This window comes from Mycolicibacterium iranicum (assembly GCF_014190915.1).
Lineage (GTDB): Bacteria > Actinomycetota > Actinomycetes > Mycobacteriales > Mycobacteriaceae > Mycobacterium > Mycobacterium iranicum_B.
In genome coordinates this window covers 560,079-577,816 of sequence record NZ_JACHVU010000003.1, presented here as the reverse complement: position 1 = coordinate 577,816, position 17,738 = coordinate 560,079, and the positions used below count along the sequence as shown (strand labels likewise).

Sequence of the window (17,738 nt, the reverse complement as noted above, 5' to 3'; positions counted from 1 at the left end):
CCGCCCACCGACAGCGTTCGGCGTGTCGGGCTGCGTGTCTCAGGAAGTTGCGGTCACGCCCGGCGCTCGACGCCGACCGGTTCGTGCAGCAATCCGCCATCGAGCGTTCGCAGCAATTGCCTGGCTATCTCAGATGTCCGGCCGGTGTCCGCGCCGTCGGCCAGGAAGCCGGCATAGAAGCCGAGCCCCCAGAACACCGCGGCGAGCATGTCGGCCACCGCGTGGGCGTCGGTGTCGGGCGCGAGTTCCCCACGACGGACCGCGTCGACGACCACCGCGTCGTAGAACGCGTGCACCGTGGACACCACGGCGGACGCCGCCTCGTGGCGGTGCGCTGCCCGGTGATGGTCGATGCGCGCGGTCACCACCAGCTTCATCAACGCCGGCTCGGCGCTGCCCAGACGGTGCAGCTCGGCCGAGAACGCTGCTAGTTGACTGCGCAAGCACCCGCTTCCGACGGCCACGGCGGCGCACTGCTCCATCCGTGCCCGGACGTCGGCCAGCAGCGTTTCGTAGAGGTCCTCACGAGTGGAGAAGTAGTAGTGCAGGGTGGGCCGGCTGACGCCGGCGCGCTGCGCGATCTGTTGGAACGTCGCTGCCTGGTAACCACGCTCGGCGATGATGTCCCTGGCCGCGGCGAGGATGCTCCTGCGGGTCTGCTCGGAATCCGCCCCCACCGGGCGACCGCGTTTACGGACAGCGGTCACCGTGAGGGTCTCGTTCTCCACGAGCAAACGTTATGGCATAGCTACCGGCGGGTCAACAACATCGCGCGCAAAGCCTAGGCCGCCACCGGGGCGGGAGCCCTGCGCTCGACACGCGCGCGACGCACCGCGTCGACGGTGAAAACGAGCAGCGCGAGCCAGATCAGCGCGAACCCGAGCCAGCGCATCGGTGGCATCGGTTCGTGCCCCACGACCACGCCCCACGTCAGCTGCATCGCCGGCGTCATGTAGAACAGCAGGCCCAGCGTGACCATCGGCAGCCGCTGGGCCGCGGCGGCGAACAGCAGCAGGGGAAGCGCGGTCAGCATGCCCGAGACGATCAGCAGCGCCACATGTCCCGCGCCGTGCCCGGTCAGGGTTCCGCCGCCACTGAGCTGCAACACCACCAGGTAGGCCAGCGCGAAGGGCGTGGCGATGGCCGCCTCCAGGCCCACGCTGACCCGCGGATCCGTCGGCACCGATTTCTTCACCGCACCGTAGAGGCCGAAAGACAACGCCAGGCCCAGACCCACGAGCGGCGGCTGTCCCAACTGCACCGTCATGATCACCACCGCCGTCACGGCGATCGCCAGCGCCGCGAACTGCCAGCGGTTCAATCGTTCCCGAAAGATCAACAGGCCCAGAGCAATCGACACCAGCGGATTGATGAAGTACCCCAGCGCGGCGTCGACGACGTGGCCGTTGTTGACGGCGTAGACGTAGATGAGCCAGTTGACCGAGATCAGGCCCGAGGCGGCCACCAGAAGCAGCCACGTCCGCCGGGTGATGCGCCGGATGTCCCCGAGCCGACGCACCGCTGCGACCACGACCACCATCAGCGCGAAGCCCCAGATGATCCGGTGGGCGAGCACCTCCGGGGCGCCGGCCGGCTTGAGCAGCGGGAAGAACGCCGGGAACACCCCCCACATCAGGTAGGCGCCGGCGCCGTAGAGCAGGCCGGACCTCACAGCTCGTGCTGACGCAGGATGTCCAGGGCCTGCTGCAGATCGGCCGGGTACGGGCTCGTGATCTCGACCCGCCGCCCGTCCGCCGGATGAGCGAACGCCAACGAGCGGGCATGCAGCCACTGCCGTTCGAGATTCAAGCGGCGGGCCAGGGTGGGGTCTGCCCCATAGGTCAGGTCCCCGCAGCACGGATGGTGCAGCGCCGCGAAGTGCACCCGGATCTGATGGGTGCGCCCCGTCTCGAGTTCGATGTCGAGCAGGCTGGCCGCCTGATGGGCCTCCAGCGTGTCGTAGTGGGTCACGCTGTTCCTGCCGCCCTCGACGACCGCGAACTTCCAGTCGTGCCCGCGGTGTCTGCCGATCGGCGCGTCGATGGTGCCGCTGGACGGATCCGGATGTCCCTGCACGAGGGCGTGATACCGCTTCTCGACGGTCCGCTGCTTGAACGCGCGTTTGAGCGCTGTGTAGGCCCGTTCCGACAGGGCGACCACCATCACGCCGGACGTTCCGACGTCGAGCCGGTGCACGATGCCCTGACGTTCGTGGATCCCCGAGGTGCTGATCCGGAAGCCCGCGGCGGCGAGTCCGCCGAGCACCGTCGGCCCGTGCCAGCCGACCGTCGCATGGGCGGCCACCCCCGGCGGCTTGTCGACGGCGACGATGTCGTCGTCGGAGTACAGGATCCCCATGCCCTCGATGTCGACCGGCGTGTTCTCCACCGGCGCGGGCGGTTCGGGCAGGCGCACCTCCAGCCATGCCCCCGCGTTGAGCTTGTCCGATTTCGCCGCGGGCGCCCCGTCCAGCTCGACGCCACCCTCCTCGGCGATCGCGGCGGCCGCAGTGCGCGACAGACCCAGCAGCCGGGCCAGGCCCGCGTCCACCCGCATGCCTGCCAGCCCCTCGGGCACGGGCATCGACCGGGACGTCATCCTTCCCCGGGCTCGGGGTCCGGCTGGCGCCTCCCGACCTCATCCTCTGCGCCGGTCGGCTGGCGCCTCCCGACCTCATCCTCTGCGCCGGTCGGCTGGCGCCTCCCGACCTCGTCCTCTGCGCCGGTCGGCTGGCGCCTCCCGACGGTGTCGAAGTCGAACCCGAACAACGACAGCGCCACCAGCAGAATCGCCCCGCCGACCACCGCCGGGTCGGCGACGTTGAACACCGGCCACCAACCGATCGACAGGAAATCGACGACATGCCCGCGCAGCGGGCCCGGCGATCTGAAGAAGCGGTCCACCAGGTTGCCCAGCGCGCCACCGAGGATCATGCCCAGACCCAGCGCCCACCACGGTGATACAAGGCGCCGGCCCATCCAGATGATGCCGAACACCACACCGGTCGCCACCAGGGTCAGCACCCAGGTGTAGCCAGTCGCCATCGAGAACGCCGCCCCCGAGTTGCGGACCAGTGTCCATGTGACCGTGTCGCCGATGATCGAGACGGGTTGTCCCGGCGTCAGCAGCCGGACCGCGAGCACCTTGGTGATGATGTCGAAAACGAGCACGACCGCCGCCACGCTCAGGAGGAGGCGCAGCCGGCGTCGCGGCTTGGCCGGCGACACGGGCGTGTCACCCGTGGCCGCCGCACCGGTCACCGGTTCGGCCGGGCTCGAAGATTCGTCAGTCACGCACCCATCATCGCAAAGAGCCGGTGGGGAACAATTCCACCCATGCATCGCCTCGTCGTCCTCGCCACCGGCGGCACGATCTCGACCATCTCGGATGCCGAGGGAGTGAAGCGCCCTACTCGCTCCGGCGCCGACCTCACCGAGGGTCTCGACGTCGAGGTCGTCGACGTCATGGCCGTCGACAGCTCCGAACTCGTCCCCGCCGACTGGGACCGCATCGGTGCCGCGGTGCGCTCCGCGGCGGGGGCAGGCACCACCGCGGGCATCGTGATCACGCACGGCACGGACACCATGGAGGAGACCGCCCTGTGGCTGGCCCTCACCTACGACGGTGACGTGCCCGTGGTGCTCACCGGGTCCCAGCGCAGCGCCGACGCGCCCGACGCCGACGGCCCGGTCAACCTGCGCGATGCGCTCGCGGTGGCCGCCGACCCCGCCTCCCGGCACCTCGGGGTGACGGTGGCGTTCGCCGGCGACGTCTTCGCCGCCCTCGGCCTGCACAAGGTGGCGACCACCGACCTGCAGAGCTTCGCCGGTCGACGTGCCGGGCGCGACGCGCCGTGCCCACACCTGGGGTCGTTGATCGCGGCCGACGCCCCGCGCGTCGACATCGTCGCGGCGTATCCGGGGGCGGACACCGCCGCCCTGGACGCCTGCGTGGCCGCCGGCGCGCGGGGCATCGTCCTGGAGGCGATGGGCGCGGGCAACGCGGGCAAGGCGCTGATCGCCGGCGTGCGCAGGCACCGCCGCGACGGCGTGACGGTCGCGGTGTCGACGCGCGTGCCGGGCGGACGGGTCAACCCCGGCTACGGACCCGGCCGGGATCTCGTGGATGCGGGCGCGATCGTGGCGCCGCAACTTCGTCCGCCCCAGGCGCGCGTGCTGCTGATGGCCACCCTGGCGGCGGGACGGTCCGCCGGCGACGACTTCGCGCGTTGGGGCTGATCAGCTCTGGTGGCGGGCCACCTCGTCGACGTAGTCGGGCCAGTCGAGGCTGTCGACGGGATTGGCGCGCGCCACCGCGGGGTCGTCCTCGCGGAAGGTGCGCGCGGCCCCGGGCCCGCTGCCGCGGGTCTCGAAGCGGATCGTCATCACCCCGTGGCCGGCGCCCTGCACCCAGCCGTGACCGAGCTCGGTGTGCGAGACATCGTCACCGATGCGCCAGGCCGGCACCGTCACGCCGGGATCGGCCGGCTGCGGTGACGCCGCGATGCTGGCCATCTCCTCGGCGGTCGCCATCTCCAGCTCCGGGAACAGCGACTCCTGCTGGATATCGGTCAACCCCGAGAAACCCACGCCCACAAGACGTATGGGCCCGATGTCCACCGGGTCGAGCAGAAGCCGGTGCGCGGTGGCGATCAGCGTGCCGGCATCGGTCGTCGCATAGGGCAACGTGGCCGACCGCGTGAGCGTGCTCATGTCCGACTTCTTCAGCTTCACGGTGACGGTGCGGGCGCCCCGGCCGTCCTTGAGCAACCTGCGGTGGGCGTGCTCGCCGATCGGCGCCGCGGCGTCGCGAAGCTGGGCCAGGGTCGTGAGGTCCTGCGGGAAGGTCGACTCGGCGCTGATCTGTTTGGCGGGCGCGTTCTCGGCGACCGGACGGTCGTCGATGCCCCGGGCCAGCCGGTGCAGCGCGGGCCCGACCGTGGGTCCCAGGATGTTGGCGACCTCGGTGTCCGACAGGGCGGCGAAACCGCCGATGGTCTCGATGCCGAGCCGGTGCAGCCTTTCCTCGGCCACCGGGCCGATACCCCAGAGCCGGCGCACCGGCAGCGTTTCCAGCAGCGGCGCCTCGTCGTCACGGGTGACCACCCGGATGCCGTCCGGCTTGGCCAGGCCCGAGGCGATCTTGGCGATCTGCTTCCCCGATCCGGCCCCCACGGATGCGACGAGCCCGGTGACGGCGGTGACCTCCGCACGCAGCGCCTGACAGAAATCGGCCACCTCCGATGCCGAGGCTCCGGCCAGTTCGGCCGGCTCGCCGAAGGCCTCGTCGAACGACAACTGCTCGAGCACCGGCATCCTGGTGCGGACCGTCTGGAACACCCGCCTGCTGGCCAGGCCGTAGACGACCCCGCGCGGCGGAAGGACCACAGCGGTGGCCCCCACCAGACGACGCGCCTGGTGCATGGGCATCGCCGAGCGTGCGCCGTACACCCGTGACTCGTAGCTCGCCCCGGCCACCACGCCGCGGCCGCCGAGCCCGCCGACGAGCACCGGGCGGCCCCGCAGCGTCGGGCGGGTCAGCTGCTCCACCGACGCGAAGAACGCGTCCATGTCCAGGTGCAGGACCCATCGAGCGGCCACAGATGCCGATGCTAAGGCGTGAGGAGATAGCGTGGCGGCGTGGCACACCCGAGCGAAGGCGACGCGTCCGAGGTTCCGATCCGGGACGCCTCGATCCGCCTCGGCCAGTTCCTCAAACTCGCGGGGCTCATCGACTCGGGCGCCGACGCCAAGGCGGTCATCGCGGACGGCCAGGTCGCCGTGAACGGCGAGGTCGAGCAGCGGCGCGGCCGGCAGCTGCACGACGGCGACGTCGTCACACTGTTCGGGCGCAGCGCCCGCGTCACCGCCGAGTAGGCCATCCGGGTCCCGTCACACCTTGGCGATCGAGACCCGCACGCCCTCACCGATGTCGGCGCCGCCGTCCGGCTCGCCGAACTCGAAGCTCGTCGCGAGGATTTCGCCCGCAATCAGGTCCCGGTGGGTCTGCGCCCACGGCTGCTGCTCGGCGGGCACGGACATGACCACCGAGATGCGGTCGGACACCTCCAACCCGGTCGTCTTCCGCAGCTCCTGCAACTCGCGGATCCGGTCTTTGGCCCATCCTTCGGCCTCCAGCTCCGGCGTGACGGTCCCGTCGAGAACCACCAGCCCGGCTCCGTCAGACAGTGCGGCGGTGAACTCCGGGTCGGCGGCCACCAGTCGGGAGCTGTACTCCTCGGGCAGCAGGACCGCCGGGCCGGCGCTCAGCGTGCCGTCGTCGTTGACGACCGCCTCCCCCGCCTTCACTGCCTTGATCGCCGCCTGGACGTCCTTGCCGATACGCGGCCCCGCGACGCGGGCGTTCACGGTCAGCTCGAAGCGGCCGTGGGCGGCGATGTCGTCGGAGAGCTCGACGGCCTTGACGTTGAGTTCGTCGGCGATCAGGTCGCGGTAGGGCTCGAGCCGGTGCGGATCGGCAACGGCGACAGTCAGTTTCGGCAACGGCAGGCGCACCCGCAGCTTCTTCGCCTTACGCAGCGACGACCCCGCTGACGCGACCTCGCGGACCAGGTCCATGTCGGCGACCAGCTGCGGATCGGCGGGCAGGGAGTCGGCGTCGGGCCAATCGGTCAGGTGCACCGACCGCTCCCCCGTCACGCCGCGCCAGATCACCTCGGTGACCAGCGGCAGCAGTGGCGCGGCCAGGCGACTGGTCACCTCGAGCACGGTGTGCAGCGTGTCGATCGCGTCGGCATCCTCTTCCCAGAACCGCGAACGCGACCGTCGCACATACCAATTCGTGAGCGCTTCGGTGAACTGCCGCAGCTGGTCGCAGGCCTGCGAGATGTCGCACACGTCCAGCGAGGCGGTCAGCTGCTCGCGCAGGACGGCCAGCTTCGCCAGGATGTAGCGGTCCAGCACGTTCGTGGAGTCGGTGCGCCAGGTGCCCTTCTGCGGTGCGTAGAGCGCGAGGAACGTATAGGCGTTCCACAGCGGCAACAGGACCTGACGCACACCCTCACGGATGCCCTGTTCGGTGACCACGAGGTTCCCGCCCCGCAGGATCGGCGAGGCCATCAGGAACCAGCGCATCGCGTCCGAGCCGTCGCGGTCGAAGACCTCGGACACGTCGGGGTAGTTGCGCAGCGACTTGCTCATCTTCTGACCGTCGTTGCCGAGCACGATGCCGTGGGACACGCAGGTACGGAACGCCGGCCGGTCGAACAGAGCAGTGGCCAGGATGTGCAGCGTGTAGAACCAGCCACGCGTCTGACCGATGTACTCGACGATGAAATCGCCGGGGTAATGAGACTCGAACCAGTCCTCGTTCTCGAACGGGTAGTGCACCTGCCCATAGGGCATCGAGCCGGAGTCGAACCAGACGTCGAGCACGTCTTCGATGCGGCGCATGGTCGACGCGCCGGTCGGGTCGTCCGGGTTGGGCCGGGTCAGTTCGTCGATGAACGGGCGGTGCAGATTGTCCGGGCGCACCCCGAAGTCGCGTTCGATCGCGTCGAGGCTGCCGTAGACGTCGATGCGCGGATAGGCCGGGTCGTCGGACTTCCACACCGGAATCGGCGTGCCCCAGTAGCGGTTTCGTGAGATCGACCAGTCCCGGGCGCCCTGCAGCCACTTGCCGAACTGCCCGTCCTTGACGTGTTCGGGGTACCAGGTGATCTCCTGGTTGAGCTCGACCATCCGGTCCCGGAACTGGGTCACCTTGATGAACCATGAGGACACGGCCCGGTAGATCAGCGGATTGCGGCAACGCCAGCAGTGCGGGTAGGAGTGCTCGTAGGAGTCGTGGCGCACCAGCACCGCCCCGTTGGCGGCTGCGGCGCCGGACCCGTTCTTGAGGTCGCGGATGATCTGCGGGTTGGCGTCGAACACGTGCTGACCGGCGTAGTCGGGCACCGTGGCGTCGAAGCGCCCCTTGGCATCCACCGGGGTGACGGCGTCGATCCCGCCGGCCTGCGCGGTGGCCATGTCGTCCTCGCCATAGGCCGGCGACATGTGGACCAGGCCGGTGCCGTCCTCTGTGCTGACGAAATCGGCGGGCAGCACGCGAAACGCGTTCGGCGAATCCATGAAGTACGGGAACGGCGGCACGTAGTGCACGTCGAGTAGGTCGCGGCCGAGGTAGGTCCCTACGATCGTCGGCTCCTCGCCGAGCTCGCGGGCGTAGGCGCCGAGGCGCGCCTCGGCGAGCACGAACCGGCGACCGTCGGTTTCCGCGACGACGTAGGTGACGTCGGGGTTGACGGCGACGGCCTGATTGGAAGGCAGCGTCCACGGCGTGGTGGTCCAGATGAGCAGGTAGGCGCCGTCAAGCGGACCGCCGGCCACCCCACCAACGCGGAAGCCGACCGTTAGCGCCGGATCCTGCCGGTTCTGGTAGACGTCGTCGTCCATGCGCAGCTCGTGGCTGGACAGCGGGGTCTCGTCGTTCCAGCAGTACGGAAGCACCCTGTTGCCCTCATAGGCGAGGCCCTTGTCCCACAGCTGCTTGAACACCCAGATGACGGACTCCATGAATCCGATGTCGAGCGTCTTGTAGTCGTTGTCGAAATCCACCCAGCGCGCCTGCCGCGTGACGTAGTCACGCCATTCGCCGGTGTATTTGAGCACCGATTCGCGGCACGCGTCGTTGAACTTCTCGATGCCCATCTCTTCGATCTGGGCCTTGTCGGTGATGCCGAGCTGGCGCTGCACCTCGAGCTCGGCGGGCAGACCGTGTGTGTCCCAGCCGAATCGGCGCTCCACCTTGTAGCCGCGCATCGTGCGGTAGCGCGGCACGATGTCCTTGACGTAACCGGTGAGCAGATGGCCGTAGTGCGGAAGCCCGTTGGCGAACGGGGGCCCGTCATAGAAGACATACTCGGGCGCGCCGTCGCGCTGCGCGATGCTGGCGCGGAAGGTGTCGTCGCTGTCCCAGTAGCTCAGCACCTCGGCTTCCAGCGCCGGAAATTTCGGCGCGCCGGAAGTGGGCTTGGGATATGCGCTCACGTGCTGGGTCTCCTGTGCCGTACAGATCGTCAGGCACGGGGACGAACGTCGCGCAGGTGCGCGAGCGCCGCGGTACCACCCCGCTTGCGCACGAAGTGGTGCGCCGCTCTTCGAGGGCGTTGACGGGCCCACCCGTTCGGTTCTACTGGGCGCGGGCGAGAACCCGCCACCGTTCTTCCGAAGGCTCCCCGGTGATGGCCGGATCGACGCCGCTGGACATAGTTTAGCGGCGCCGCCGCGGTGAGATCACCGCGGCAGCGCCGCGTCGGGTCTCACAGGGGCGCGGCGGCGTCCGAGGTGATGTCGATCAGAGCGAGCGGGAACTGCTCGGCCATCTCTTCGATGGAGTAGGCGTCGAAGCGCTGCGGGTCGTACCACCAGTCGACCTGGAGCAGCCCGTCCACGCGCTGCACACGCAGCTCCAGCGCGCGCCCGGCGGGGACGTCGATCAGCCCGGCCACGGCGACGTTGAGCAGCAGCTCCGCCTGCGCGTTGGCCAGATCGGACGTTTCGGTCAGCGCGGTGTGCGCTCCCTGCAGCATCTCCGTGGGCCCCATCGGCGACGCGTCCGAACAGATCAGCGTCACGGGGTGACTGAGCCAGCGATGGCCACCGGTGACGTCGACCGTCACGGTTCCCTCGCCGCGGGTCCGGCCAAGTGTGCGGCCCAGCGCGGCGAGGAGGATCTCCTCGACCTGCACGCCGAGCCATTCAGCGGCCGCGTCGAGTTCTTCGGTCAGTTCGCTCGACGGCGAGGTGCCGAACTTCTCGAGTTGGGCGGGCAGCGCGTCGATCGCGGGGCGATCGAACACATCCAGGGATACCGGCGCGGTGAAGACGGGCCGTTGTTTGACCTCGTCTGTGATGTATGGAGCGACCATGCAGCTAACCGTACAGCGAATGTCCCAGAATTGGGAGAGTGCTCCCAATACTGTGACGGCCATGTCAATAAAGACGGACTAATCCATTTGCCGGGAGGGACTGCCCAAAGCCGGGATCAGGGTTTATGGTGTTCAGATGCCCCGTACGGACGAGAACGGCAGACAGCTCAAGGCCCTGCTCGACTACCTCCTGGACGGAGAGATCGACGCAAAGGACTTATTTGACGCTCTCGGCATTTCGAGCAGCACCTATTACCGGCGCATCAAAGAGGCCGACTATCCCAATGCCGAGGAACTCCGACTGGTTGCCGACCGATTCTCGTTGAGCTATCCGGATCTCCAGATTCAATTCGGGCTGATGACCCGGCAGGAGGTCTGGCAGTACGTCGAAGCGACGGGACCAGCACCTTCTTCCCTGGCCACACTGCCCGACACCACCGTCAAGGCCACCCCGAGGCAGCGCACGAAATTGTCGCAGCTGTCACCACGTATGGATGCACCTCCCCTTTGACGGTTTCTGCCTTTACAATTTGCTGAACCGTATCCGTGTGAAAGCGACCACCCATGGCTTTGGCATCCCTCATCGTGATCACCTTGTTGTGCATCGCGTGGAGCCTGTGGATCCGCCGCGTCACGTGGTCCTGTCGCTGGGAAGTCGCCGCAACACTCAACATCGCCCTGCAGGGTGCCGCCGTTCTGCTGATGTCCCCGCTGGCCTCCGAGACGCTGGGACCGTGGCTGTACTCGCTGACGGGTAAATGGAATCTCGAGGACTACCTCGGACACGATTGCTACATCGTCGCCGCGTCGGCGGTCGTCTACAACGCGCTGGGCCGTCTGGAGCAGGACCACGCGATGCAGCAACGGTTCCGCCAGCACATCGAGTTGCCGGCGACGTTGTGCATCCCCCTTCTGCTGGCGGCGTTCTGGCTGGGCAACGGAGCGTCGATCTACCGTGCGGACTTCTTCGACGTGCCGACCGACCTGTGGCTCAACATCTACTGGCTGATGCTCTGCGGCATGCTGATCTACCTGCTCGGCTACGGCGGCAGAGCCCTGCTGATCCTGCGGACAGACCCGCGGTCGCGCCCGATCGCCAATGTCTATCTCTTCGCGTGCGGCATGGGAATCCTGGCGTGTGTCGTGCGGGTGATCACCGCGTTCGTCCCGGCACTGCAGACCGTCCAGGGCACCACGCTCGTCTGGATCTTCGCGTGCGCCTGCGGCGCGGGATTTGCGCTGACCTCCGCCCATTCGTGGCGGATCAAGACGCGATGGTTCTCGGGAGCGAAGACCTAGACCTAGACCGCGGTGGCGGTGACGTCGGTGAACGGCGCGCCGAACTCACGCACTCTGCGGAACCCGTTCTTGCGTGCCTGTGACGCGCCGCGGCGCACCAGTGCGGCGGTCGCGACGAAGCCGGCCTGATCGCTGACCACCATCGGGGTGAGCAGACGGTTGTGCACGAAGCTGAACGCCAGGCCTTCGGCCGGATCGGCCCAGCCCAGCGAACCACCGAGCCCGACGTGGCCGAAACCCGGCAGCAGACCCGGGATCGGCAGGCCGTGGTAACCCAGGTGGAACGACAGCGGCATCACCATGCTGTGGTCCAGGCGCAGGCTGCGTCGGCCGGTCAGCGCTGCCGTGGTCTCGCGGGACAGATACTGCATCCCGTCGATCTCCCCGCCGTTGGCGATGGCGCCGTACATGCGGGCGAGCGCGCGGGCCGTGGCCACTCCGTTCGCGGCCGGGATCTCACTGTCCAGCAGAGGGGTGTCGCCCTGGACGAACGACTTCACCCCGGGGAAGTACATGGCGCCGAACGCCGCGGAGAACGGCAGCGCGGCGATGCGCGGGGCGACGAGATTGAAGACCGGATTCTGCAGCCGCGTCTGGGGCCCGATGATGCGCGCCGGCTGGGTGGGGGCCTGCGCCGGTGGCCGGCCGAGATGGATCCCGTCGGTGTTCAGGGGAGCCGCCACCTCGGTGCGGATCAGCTCGCGCATACCGACCCCGGTGACCGACCGTGCAAGGCCCGACAGCAACCAGCCGAAGGTGAACGCGTGGTAGGCGGGCCTGCCGACCAGCCAGCTCGCGGGGGCCGCGGCCAGGCGCTCCTCCATGATCAGGTGGTCCATCAGATCGGCCTTGGCCACGCCGTTCAGTTGCGACAGGCCGGCCCGGTGGCGCATCAGCTCGCGCACGGTGATCTGCGACTTGCCGTTGACGCCGAACTCACGCCAGTACTCGGCGACCGGGGCGTCGTAGTCGATCAGCCCGCGGTCGGCCAGCCGGTGGATGACGGTCGCGGCGACACCCTTGGTCGCCGAGAACACCATGGGCGCGGTGTCGGCGGTCCAGCGCCGTTTGCCCTTGCGGTCCGACCATCCGGTCCATACGTCGACGACGCATTCGCCGTTCAGATACACCGACAGGGCGCCGCCGCCGAAGCGCCGATGCGGGAACATCTGCGAGAACGCACGTACCGCGCACGTGAAATTGGGATCTGCTGCGCCTTGAACGCCATGGGGCAGGTGCCCGCCGTGGCCATGCGAGAGCGCCGCGCTGCGCTCCCGGGAGTTGACGCCCGTCACAAGATGAATTTACCCCGGTGCAGGGCAAACAATTGCAGAGTTACCGATTTGTTAGCCCCCGGGCCGATCGGACTGCTCGACGGCCGCCAGTATCTGCTGTGCAGCAAGCGCCGGCGTGAGTTCACCCTCGCGCACCTGCCGCTCCACGTCGGCGCGGATCGCCCGCACCCCGGGGCTGGACATCACCCGGTCGAGCACGGTGTCCCGCACCATCGACCATGTCCACTCCACCTGCTGGGTACGGCGTCTCGCCTCGAACTGGCCGGCCTCCGACAGAACCCCGCGGTGTTTGAGCACGGTGTCCCACAGCTCGGACAGGCCCGCGCCGGTCAGCGCACTCATCGTCAGAACCGGTGGGCGCCATAAGGTTTCGCGGGGGTAGATCAACCTGATCGCGCCGGCGAGCTCCCGGGCCGCGGCCTTGGCCTCGAGTGCGTGCTCGCCGTCGGCCTTGTTGACCACCACCACATCCGCCAGCTCGAGGACACCTTTCTTGATGCCCTGGAGTTGGTCGCCGGTGCGGGCCAGGGTCAGGAAGACGAAGGTGTCGACCATGTTGGCAACCGTCACCTCGGACTGCCCGACCCCGACGGTCTCGACCAGGACGACGTCATATCCGGCCGCCTCCAGCAACACGATCGTCTCGCGCGTCGCTTTCGCGACGCCGCCGAGCGTGCCCGACGTCGGCGACGGACGGATGTAGGCGTCCGGGTGGACTGCCAGTCTGGCCATCCGGGTCTTGTCGCCCAGGATCGATCCGCCCGTGCGCGTCGAGGACGGGTCGACGGCGAGAACCGCCACCCGGTGGCCCTGTTCGATCAGGTGGATGCCGAGTGCCTCGATGGTCGTCGACTTGCCGACCCCGGGAACGCCGGTGATACCGACTCGCGTCGCCGGCCCCCGCGATGAGCCCTGCCCACCAGCCGAGGACAGCTCGAGCAGCAGTTCCTGGGCCCTCTCCCGGTGATCGGCGCGGGTCGACTCGACGAGTGTGATCGCCCGCGCCAGCGCCGAGCGGTCCCCGGTGCGCAGTGCCGCCGCGAGGTCGGTGGGCAGCTGGCTCATCTAGCTCAGCGTGTACCCGAGTCGTTCGGCGAGCTTGTTCAGCAGTCCGATGGCGGCGTCGGCGATCACGGTGCCGGGCGGGAAGATCGCGGTGGCCCCGGCCTGGTACAGCTCGTCGAAATCGCCGGGCGGGATGACGCCGCCGACCACGATCATGATGTCGGGGCGGCCCACCTCGGCGAGTGCGTCACGCAGGGCGGGCACCAGCGTGAGGTGGCCGGCCGCCAACGAGGACACCCCGACGACGTGCACGTCGTTGTCGGCGGCCTGGCGCGCGACCTCCTCGGGGGTGGAGAACAGCGAGCCGACGTCGACATCGAAACCGATGTCGGCGAACGCGGTGGCGATGACCTTCTGACCTCGGTCGTGGCCGTCCTGGCCCATCTTGGCGACCAGGATGCGCGGTCGGCGCCCGTCCGCCTCGGCGAACTTCTCCACCAGCTCGGTCGCCCCACTCACGTTGCTGGCCATGCCCACCTCATCTCGATACACCCCGGCGATGGTGCGGATCTCGGCCTGATGCCTGCCGTAGACCTTCTCCAGCGCGTCGGAGATCTCACCCACGGTGGCCTTGGCGCGGGCCGCGTCGATGGCCAGGGCGAGCAGGTTGTTGCCCAGGCCGTCCTCCCCCGCCTGGCCCGAAGCCGCTGCGGCACGCGCCAATTCGGCCAGGGCGGCCCGGGTGGCGGCGTCGTCGCGCTCGCTGCGCAGCTTCTCCAGCTTGGCGATCTGTTCGGCGCGGACCCGGCTGTTCTCGACCTTGAGAACCTCGATCTCGTGGTCCTCGTCGACCTGGTACTTGTTCACCCCGATGACGGTCTGCGCGCCGGAGTCGATGCGGGCCTGCGTGCGGGCGGCGGCCTCCTCGATGCGCAGCTTCGGGATGCCCTCGTTGATGGCCTGGGCCATGCCGCCGTGCTCGGCGATCTCGCGGATGTGGGCGCGGGCCTTCTCGGCCAGCTGATAGGTCAGCCACTCGACGTAATACGAGCCGCCCCACGGGTCGATCGGCCGGGTGGTGCCCGACTCCTGCTGCAGGAGCAGCTGGGTGTTGCGCGCGATGCGGGCGGAGAAATCGGTGGGCAGCGCCAGCGCCTCGTCGAGGGCGTTGGTGTGCAGCGACTGGGTGTGGCCCTGCGTCGCGGCCATCGCCTCGATACACGTGCGGGCGACGTTGTTGAACGCGTCCTGGGCCGTCAGCGACCATCCGGAGGTCTGCGAATGCGTGCGCAGGGACAGCGATTTCGAGCTCTTCGGCTCGAACTGCGCGACCAGCTCACTCCACAGCAGCCGCCCCGCACGCAGCTTGGCGACCTCCATGAAGAAGTTCATGCCGATGCCCCAGAAGAAGGACAGCCGGGGCGCGAACTTGTCGATGTCCAGGCCGGCGTCCAGGCCCGCTTTGATGTACTCGACACCGTCGGCCAGGGTGTAGCCCAGCTCCAGATCGGCTGTCGCACCGGCCTCCTGGATGTGATAGCCCGAGATCGAGATGCTGTTGAACTTCGGCATCTTGGCGCTGGTGTAGCCGAAGATGTCGGAGATGATGCGCATCGACGGCTTCGGCGGATAGATGTAGGTGTTGCGGACCATGAACTCTTTGAGGATGTCGTTCTGGATGGTCCCGGCCAGCTTCTCCGGCGGCACACCCTGCTCCTCGGCGGCCACCACGTAGAGCGCGAGAATCGGCAGGACCGCACCGTTCATCGTCATCGACACCGACACCGTGGACAGGTCGATGCCGTCGAACAGCTGGCGCATGTCGAGGATGGAGTCGATGGCCACGCCGGCCATGCCGACGTCACCGGCCACCCGCGGGTGATCGGAGTCGTAGCCGCGGTGGGTGGCCAGGTCGAACGCGACCGAGAGGCCCTTCTGGCCGGCCGCGAGGTTACGACGGTAGAACGCGTTCGATTCTGCGGCGGTCGAGAAGCCCGCGTACTGCCGGATGGTCCACGGCTGGTTCACATACATCGTCGGGTACGGCCCACGGACGAACGGCGGCTCGCCGGGCAGGCTGTCGAGCGGGTAGCCCGCCTCGACGACGGCGTCGCGGTCGGCGGCGATGTAGACCGGTTTGACGTCGATGCCCTCCGGGGTCGCCCAGTCGAGCTGGTCGGGACTGTAGCCGTGTGCGGCAGCAGCGGCCGCGACCTGCTCCCCCACCTCGGACGGCGACGACGCGGTCGCGGCGTCGTCGCCGACGAGAGGCACCTCGGCGAAGCTGTCGATCGTCTTCTTCGGTTCGGTGACGGTCATGTCATGCCCCCAATCGGGTGAGCAGGTCCGACAGCGCTTCGACGGCATCGATCTTCGCGGTCAGATAGCCGTCGGGCTTGGATTGTGCCGCGGCGACGGCCTTTTCGGGACCGGCCAGCAGAACGTGGGTGAGGCCTGCGGCCCGGGCCGCCTCGACCACGGCTTCGACCTCGTCGGCGTACCGGGCGTCGGTGCCGCAGATCACCGCCACGTCCGACGCACCCGCGTCGGTGACCGCGGCCTGGACACCGGAGGCGTCCAACGGACCGGGGTTCACCGCTTCGACTCCTCCGGAGGCGAGGAGGTTGGACGTGAACGTCGTCCGGATGTTGTGCTCGGCCAGCGGCCCCAGGGGCAGCAGCAGCGCCTTCGGCCGTGCGCCGTGCTTCTCCAGATACGCATCGCTACGGTTGCGCAGCGCCTCGAACCCGGCGGCGTAGCGCTGCACGGCCGGCAGCGGATCACCTTGCGGCAGCGGCACTTCGCCGAGGTTCGGGAATTCATTGACACCGGTGAGCGAGGTCCGGCGGTGCGCGATGTCGACAGCGCGGCGACGGGCCACCTCGCCGATCTGCGCCGCGATGTGCTCGCGGGCCGCCTCGAAACCGCCCTCGGCCTCGATCTGCTGGAAGTGCGCCCAGGCCTGCTCGGCGAGTTCTCGGGTCAGGTCCTCGACGAACCACGAGCCGCCGGCCGGATCGAGGACGCGTCCGATGTGGGACTCCTCGAGCAGTAGCAGCTGGGTGTTGCGAGCGATGCGGCGCGCGAAACTGCGTGCGGTTCCGGGGAATCCACCGTCGATGGCGACGTCGAACGGATGCACCGCAACGATGTCGGCGCCACCCACGCCCGCCGCGAAGGCCGCGACGGTGGTGCGCAGCATGTTCACCCAGGGATCGCGCTGCGACATCATCGGCAGTGACGTCGTCGCGATGATCGTGGCGGCCCCGGCGTCGGGCTCTCCGACCACCTCGGCCACCCGCGCCCAGAGCCGGCGGGCGGCACGGAGTTTGGCGATGGACTGGAACTGGTCGTCGTCGGCGGCGAACCGGAAGCTGATCTGGCCGAGCGCGGCGGCCGTCGGCAGGCCGGCGTCGACGAGGTGGCGCAGATAGGACACGCCCGCGGCGACGGCCGCGCCGAGCTCCCAGGAAGCGTTCGCTCCGCTGTTGTGGAACGTGGGCCCGTCGACGGTGACAGTGCGGATGTGTCCGTCATAGCCGGCGACCTGCTGCGCGGCCGCGACGACGGCGTCGAGCGGCGGCGCGGACCGACCGGCCAGCGGGGCGGTGAGCGGGTCGGCCCCGAGGTCGAGCGACAGGCGGGCGCGCTGCTCGTCGTCGAGACCGCTGAGCAGATTGGTCAGCGCGTCCACGGTCGCGGCGAACGTCGAACCGTCGCCCGTCGTCTCGACCACGATCGGCACGAGGTCCAGGTAGACCCCCTCCAGCAGCTGGTTCAGCTCGGCGGGCGCCACGGCCCCGTCGCCGATGCGCAGGATCAGCGCGCTGATTCCCTCGGTGAGTCCGAGCAGGATCGCGCCGTTGGCCTCGGCTGCCGGTGCTCCGTCTGCGGGGTAGACGTCGGCGACCTTCCAGCCCGCCTTGACGTCGCGCAGTGCGTCGCCGCCACGCACGAACGGCCAGCGGCCGGGGAGCGCGGGCTCGGCGATCTCATCGCGACGGGTGTACAGGGGGCGGATGGGGAAGCCGTCGTACGTGTCGGAATCGAGCAGACGCTCGGGCTCGGCGCCCAGCTCGGCAGGATCCTTCTTGGTGGACTTCGCAAGAACGCCCGCCACGGCGGAGCGCCATCGGTCCAGATCGGAGTCGACTACTCCGGCAGAGCCGGCGCTGGGTTTCTGCACAGCCATCAGGCTAAATGATGGCGATCACATCAGCGTACGCCGGTGTGCAGAGTCCACATCCCGG

The 17,738-nt window shown here is 68.9% G+C and carries 15 protein-coding genes; 4 read left to right on the top strand and 11 right to left on the bottom strand.

Going from position 1 to position 17,738, the window contains the following annotated elements:
* Window positions 1-53 precede the first annotated feature (53 nt).
* The 4 genes from FHR72_RS10040 to lspA are packed head-to-tail and all read right to left on the bottom strand — an operon-like array spanning window position 54 to window position 3,293.
* A complete protein-coding gene (locus FHR72_RS10040) occupies window positions 54-728 on the bottom strand; it encodes a TetR/AcrR family transcriptional regulator (protein ID WP_183467768.1) in 675 nt (224 codons plus the stop codon).
* Between the two features lie 53 nt (window positions 729-781).
* On the bottom strand, window positions 782-1,672 hold the full coding sequence (gene rarD, locus FHR72_RS10035) for an EamA family transporter RarD (protein ID WP_183467767.1): 891 nt from the start codon (window positions 1,670-1,672) through the stop codon (window positions 782-784).
* Window positions 1,669-2,598 (bottom strand): RluA family pseudouridine synthase, encoded by a 930-nt coding sequence (locus FHR72_RS10030; RefSeq protein ID WP_183467766.1) that lies wholly within the window; start codon window positions 2,596-2,598, stop codon window positions 1,669-1,671. Before FHR72_RS10030 ends, rarD begins: the two co-directional genes overlap by 4 nt.
* Window positions 2,595-3,293: a signal peptidase II gene (gene lspA, locus FHR72_RS10025; protein WP_311736109.1), complete on the bottom strand. Its 699-nt coding sequence runs from the start codon at window positions 3,291-3,293 to the stop codon at window positions 2,595-2,597. The genes FHR72_RS10030 and lspA overlap by 4 nt, the downstream gene beginning before the upstream one ends.
* A gap of 42 nt (window positions 3,294-3,335) precedes the next feature.
* Between lspA and FHR72_RS10020 the strand changes: the two genes are divergently transcribed.
* On the top strand, window positions 3,336-4,238 hold the full coding sequence (locus FHR72_RS10020; protein WP_183467764.1) for an asparaginase: 903 nt from the start codon (window positions 3,336-3,338) through the stop codon (window positions 4,236-4,238).
* Here the strand turns inward: FHR72_RS10020 and FHR72_RS10015 are convergent, their stop codons facing one another.
* Window positions 4,239-5,600, bottom strand: coding sequence for a DNA polymerase IV (locus FHR72_RS10015; RefSeq protein ID WP_183467763.1), 1,362 nt, complete (start codon window positions 5,598-5,600; stop codon window positions 4,239-4,241).
* Between the two features lie 39 nt (window positions 5,601-5,639).
* Here FHR72_RS10015 and FHR72_RS10010 point away from each other — a divergent pair, with 39 nt between their 5' ends.
* Window positions 5,640-5,876: an RNA-binding S4 domain-containing protein gene (locus tag FHR72_RS10010; RefSeq protein ID WP_183467762.1), complete on the top strand. Its 237-nt coding sequence runs from the start codon at window positions 5,640-5,642 to the stop codon at window positions 5,874-5,876.
* A 15-nt stretch (window positions 5,877-5,891) separates the two neighbouring features.
* On the opposite strand, the gene ileS is transcribed toward FHR72_RS10010, so the two are convergent.
* Both ileS and FHR72_RS10000 read right to left on the bottom strand, forming a co-directional pair.
* Complete coding sequence (gene ileS, locus FHR72_RS10005; RefSeq protein ID WP_183467761.1) at window positions 5,892-9,008, bottom strand: isoleucine--tRNA ligase; 3,117 nt, start codon at window positions 9,006-9,008, stop codon at window positions 5,892-5,894.
* Window positions 9,009-9,280: 272 nt separating this feature from the next.
* Window positions 9,281-9,889, bottom strand: coding sequence for a hypothetical protein (locus FHR72_RS10000; protein ID WP_183467760.1), 609 nt, complete (start codon window positions 9,887-9,889; stop codon window positions 9,281-9,283).
* Between the two features lie 136 nt (window positions 9,890-10,025).
* Between FHR72_RS10000 and FHR72_RS09995 the strand changes: the two genes are divergently transcribed.
* Together FHR72_RS09995 and FHR72_RS09990 are read left to right on the top strand one after the other, a co-directional pair.
* Entirely contained in the window at window positions 10,026-10,400 is a 375-nt protein-coding gene (locus FHR72_RS09995) for an XRE family transcriptional regulator (protein WP_183467759.1), read from the top strand.
* A gap of 53 nt (window positions 10,401-10,453) precedes the next feature.
* Complete coding sequence (locus tag FHR72_RS09990) at window positions 10,454-11,188, top strand: hypothetical protein (protein ID WP_183467758.1); 735 nt, start codon at window positions 10,454-10,456, stop codon at window positions 11,186-11,188.
* A 2-nt stretch (window positions 11,189-11,190) separates the two neighbouring features.
* On the opposite strand, the gene lipL is transcribed toward FHR72_RS09990, so the two are convergent.
* The 4 genes from lipL to mutA are packed head-to-tail and all read right to left on the bottom strand — an operon-like array spanning window position 11,191 to window position 17,680.
* Entirely contained in the window at window positions 11,191-12,483 is a 1,293-nt protein-coding gene (lipL, locus tag FHR72_RS09985; RefSeq protein WP_183467757.1) for an esterase/beta-lactamase LipL, read from the bottom strand.
* Window positions 12,484-12,534: 51 nt separating this feature from the next.
* A complete protein-coding gene (meaB, locus tag FHR72_RS09980; RefSeq protein WP_183467756.1) occupies window positions 12,535-13,548 on the bottom strand; it encodes a methylmalonyl Co-A mutase-associated GTPase MeaB in 1,014 nt (337 codons plus the stop codon).
* Window positions 13,549-15,807, bottom strand: a complete 2,259-nt coding sequence (scpA, locus tag FHR72_RS09975; protein ID WP_183467755.1) for a methylmalonyl-CoA mutase — start codon at window positions 15,805-15,807, stop codon at window positions 13,549-13,551.
* 1 nt (window position 15,808) lies between these two features.
* The gene (gene mutA, locus FHR72_RS09970) at window positions 15,809-17,680 is read right to left on the bottom strand and encodes a methylmalonyl-CoA mutase small subunit (RefSeq protein ID WP_183467754.1); all 1,872 of its coding nucleotides are present in this window, start codon (window positions 17,678-17,680) and stop codon (window positions 15,809-15,811) included.
* Window positions 17,681-17,738: the final 58 nt, after the last annotated feature.

What these genes read in the sequence shown, in the direction of transcription:
- mutA (WP_183467754.1), bottom strand. Translation starts at nt 17,680, where the DNA reads ATGGCTGTGCAGAAACCCAGCGCCGGCTCTGCCGGAGTAGTCGACTCC.
- meaB (WP_183467756.1), bottom strand. Translation starts at nt 13,548, where the DNA reads ATGAGCCAGCTGCCCACCGACCTCGCGGCGGCACTGCGCACCGGGGAC.
- FHR72_RS10000 (WP_183467760.1), bottom strand. Translation starts at nt 9,889, where the DNA reads ATGGTCGCTCCATACATCACAGACGAGGTCAAACAACGGCCCGTCTTC.
- FHR72_RS10020 (WP_183467764.1), top strand. Translation starts at nt 3,336, where the DNA reads ATGCATCGCCTCGTCGTCCTCGCCACCGGCGGCACGATCTCGACCATC.
- scpA (WP_183467755.1), bottom strand. Translation starts at nt 15,807, where the DNA reads ATGACCGTCACCGAACCGAAGAAGACGATCGACAGCTTCGCCGAGGTG.
- FHR72_RS09990 (WP_183467758.1), top strand. Translation starts at nt 10,454, where the DNA reads ATGGCTTTGGCATCCCTCATCGTGATCACCTTGTTGTGCATCGCGTGG.
- FHR72_RS09995 (WP_183467759.1), top strand. Translation starts at nt 10,026, where the DNA reads ATGCCCCGTACGGACGAGAACGGCAGACAGCTCAAGGCCCTGCTCGAC.
- FHR72_RS10030 (WP_183467766.1), bottom strand. Translation starts at nt 2,598, where the DNA reads ATGACGTCCCGGTCGATGCCCGTGCCCGAGGGGCTGGCAGGCATGCGG.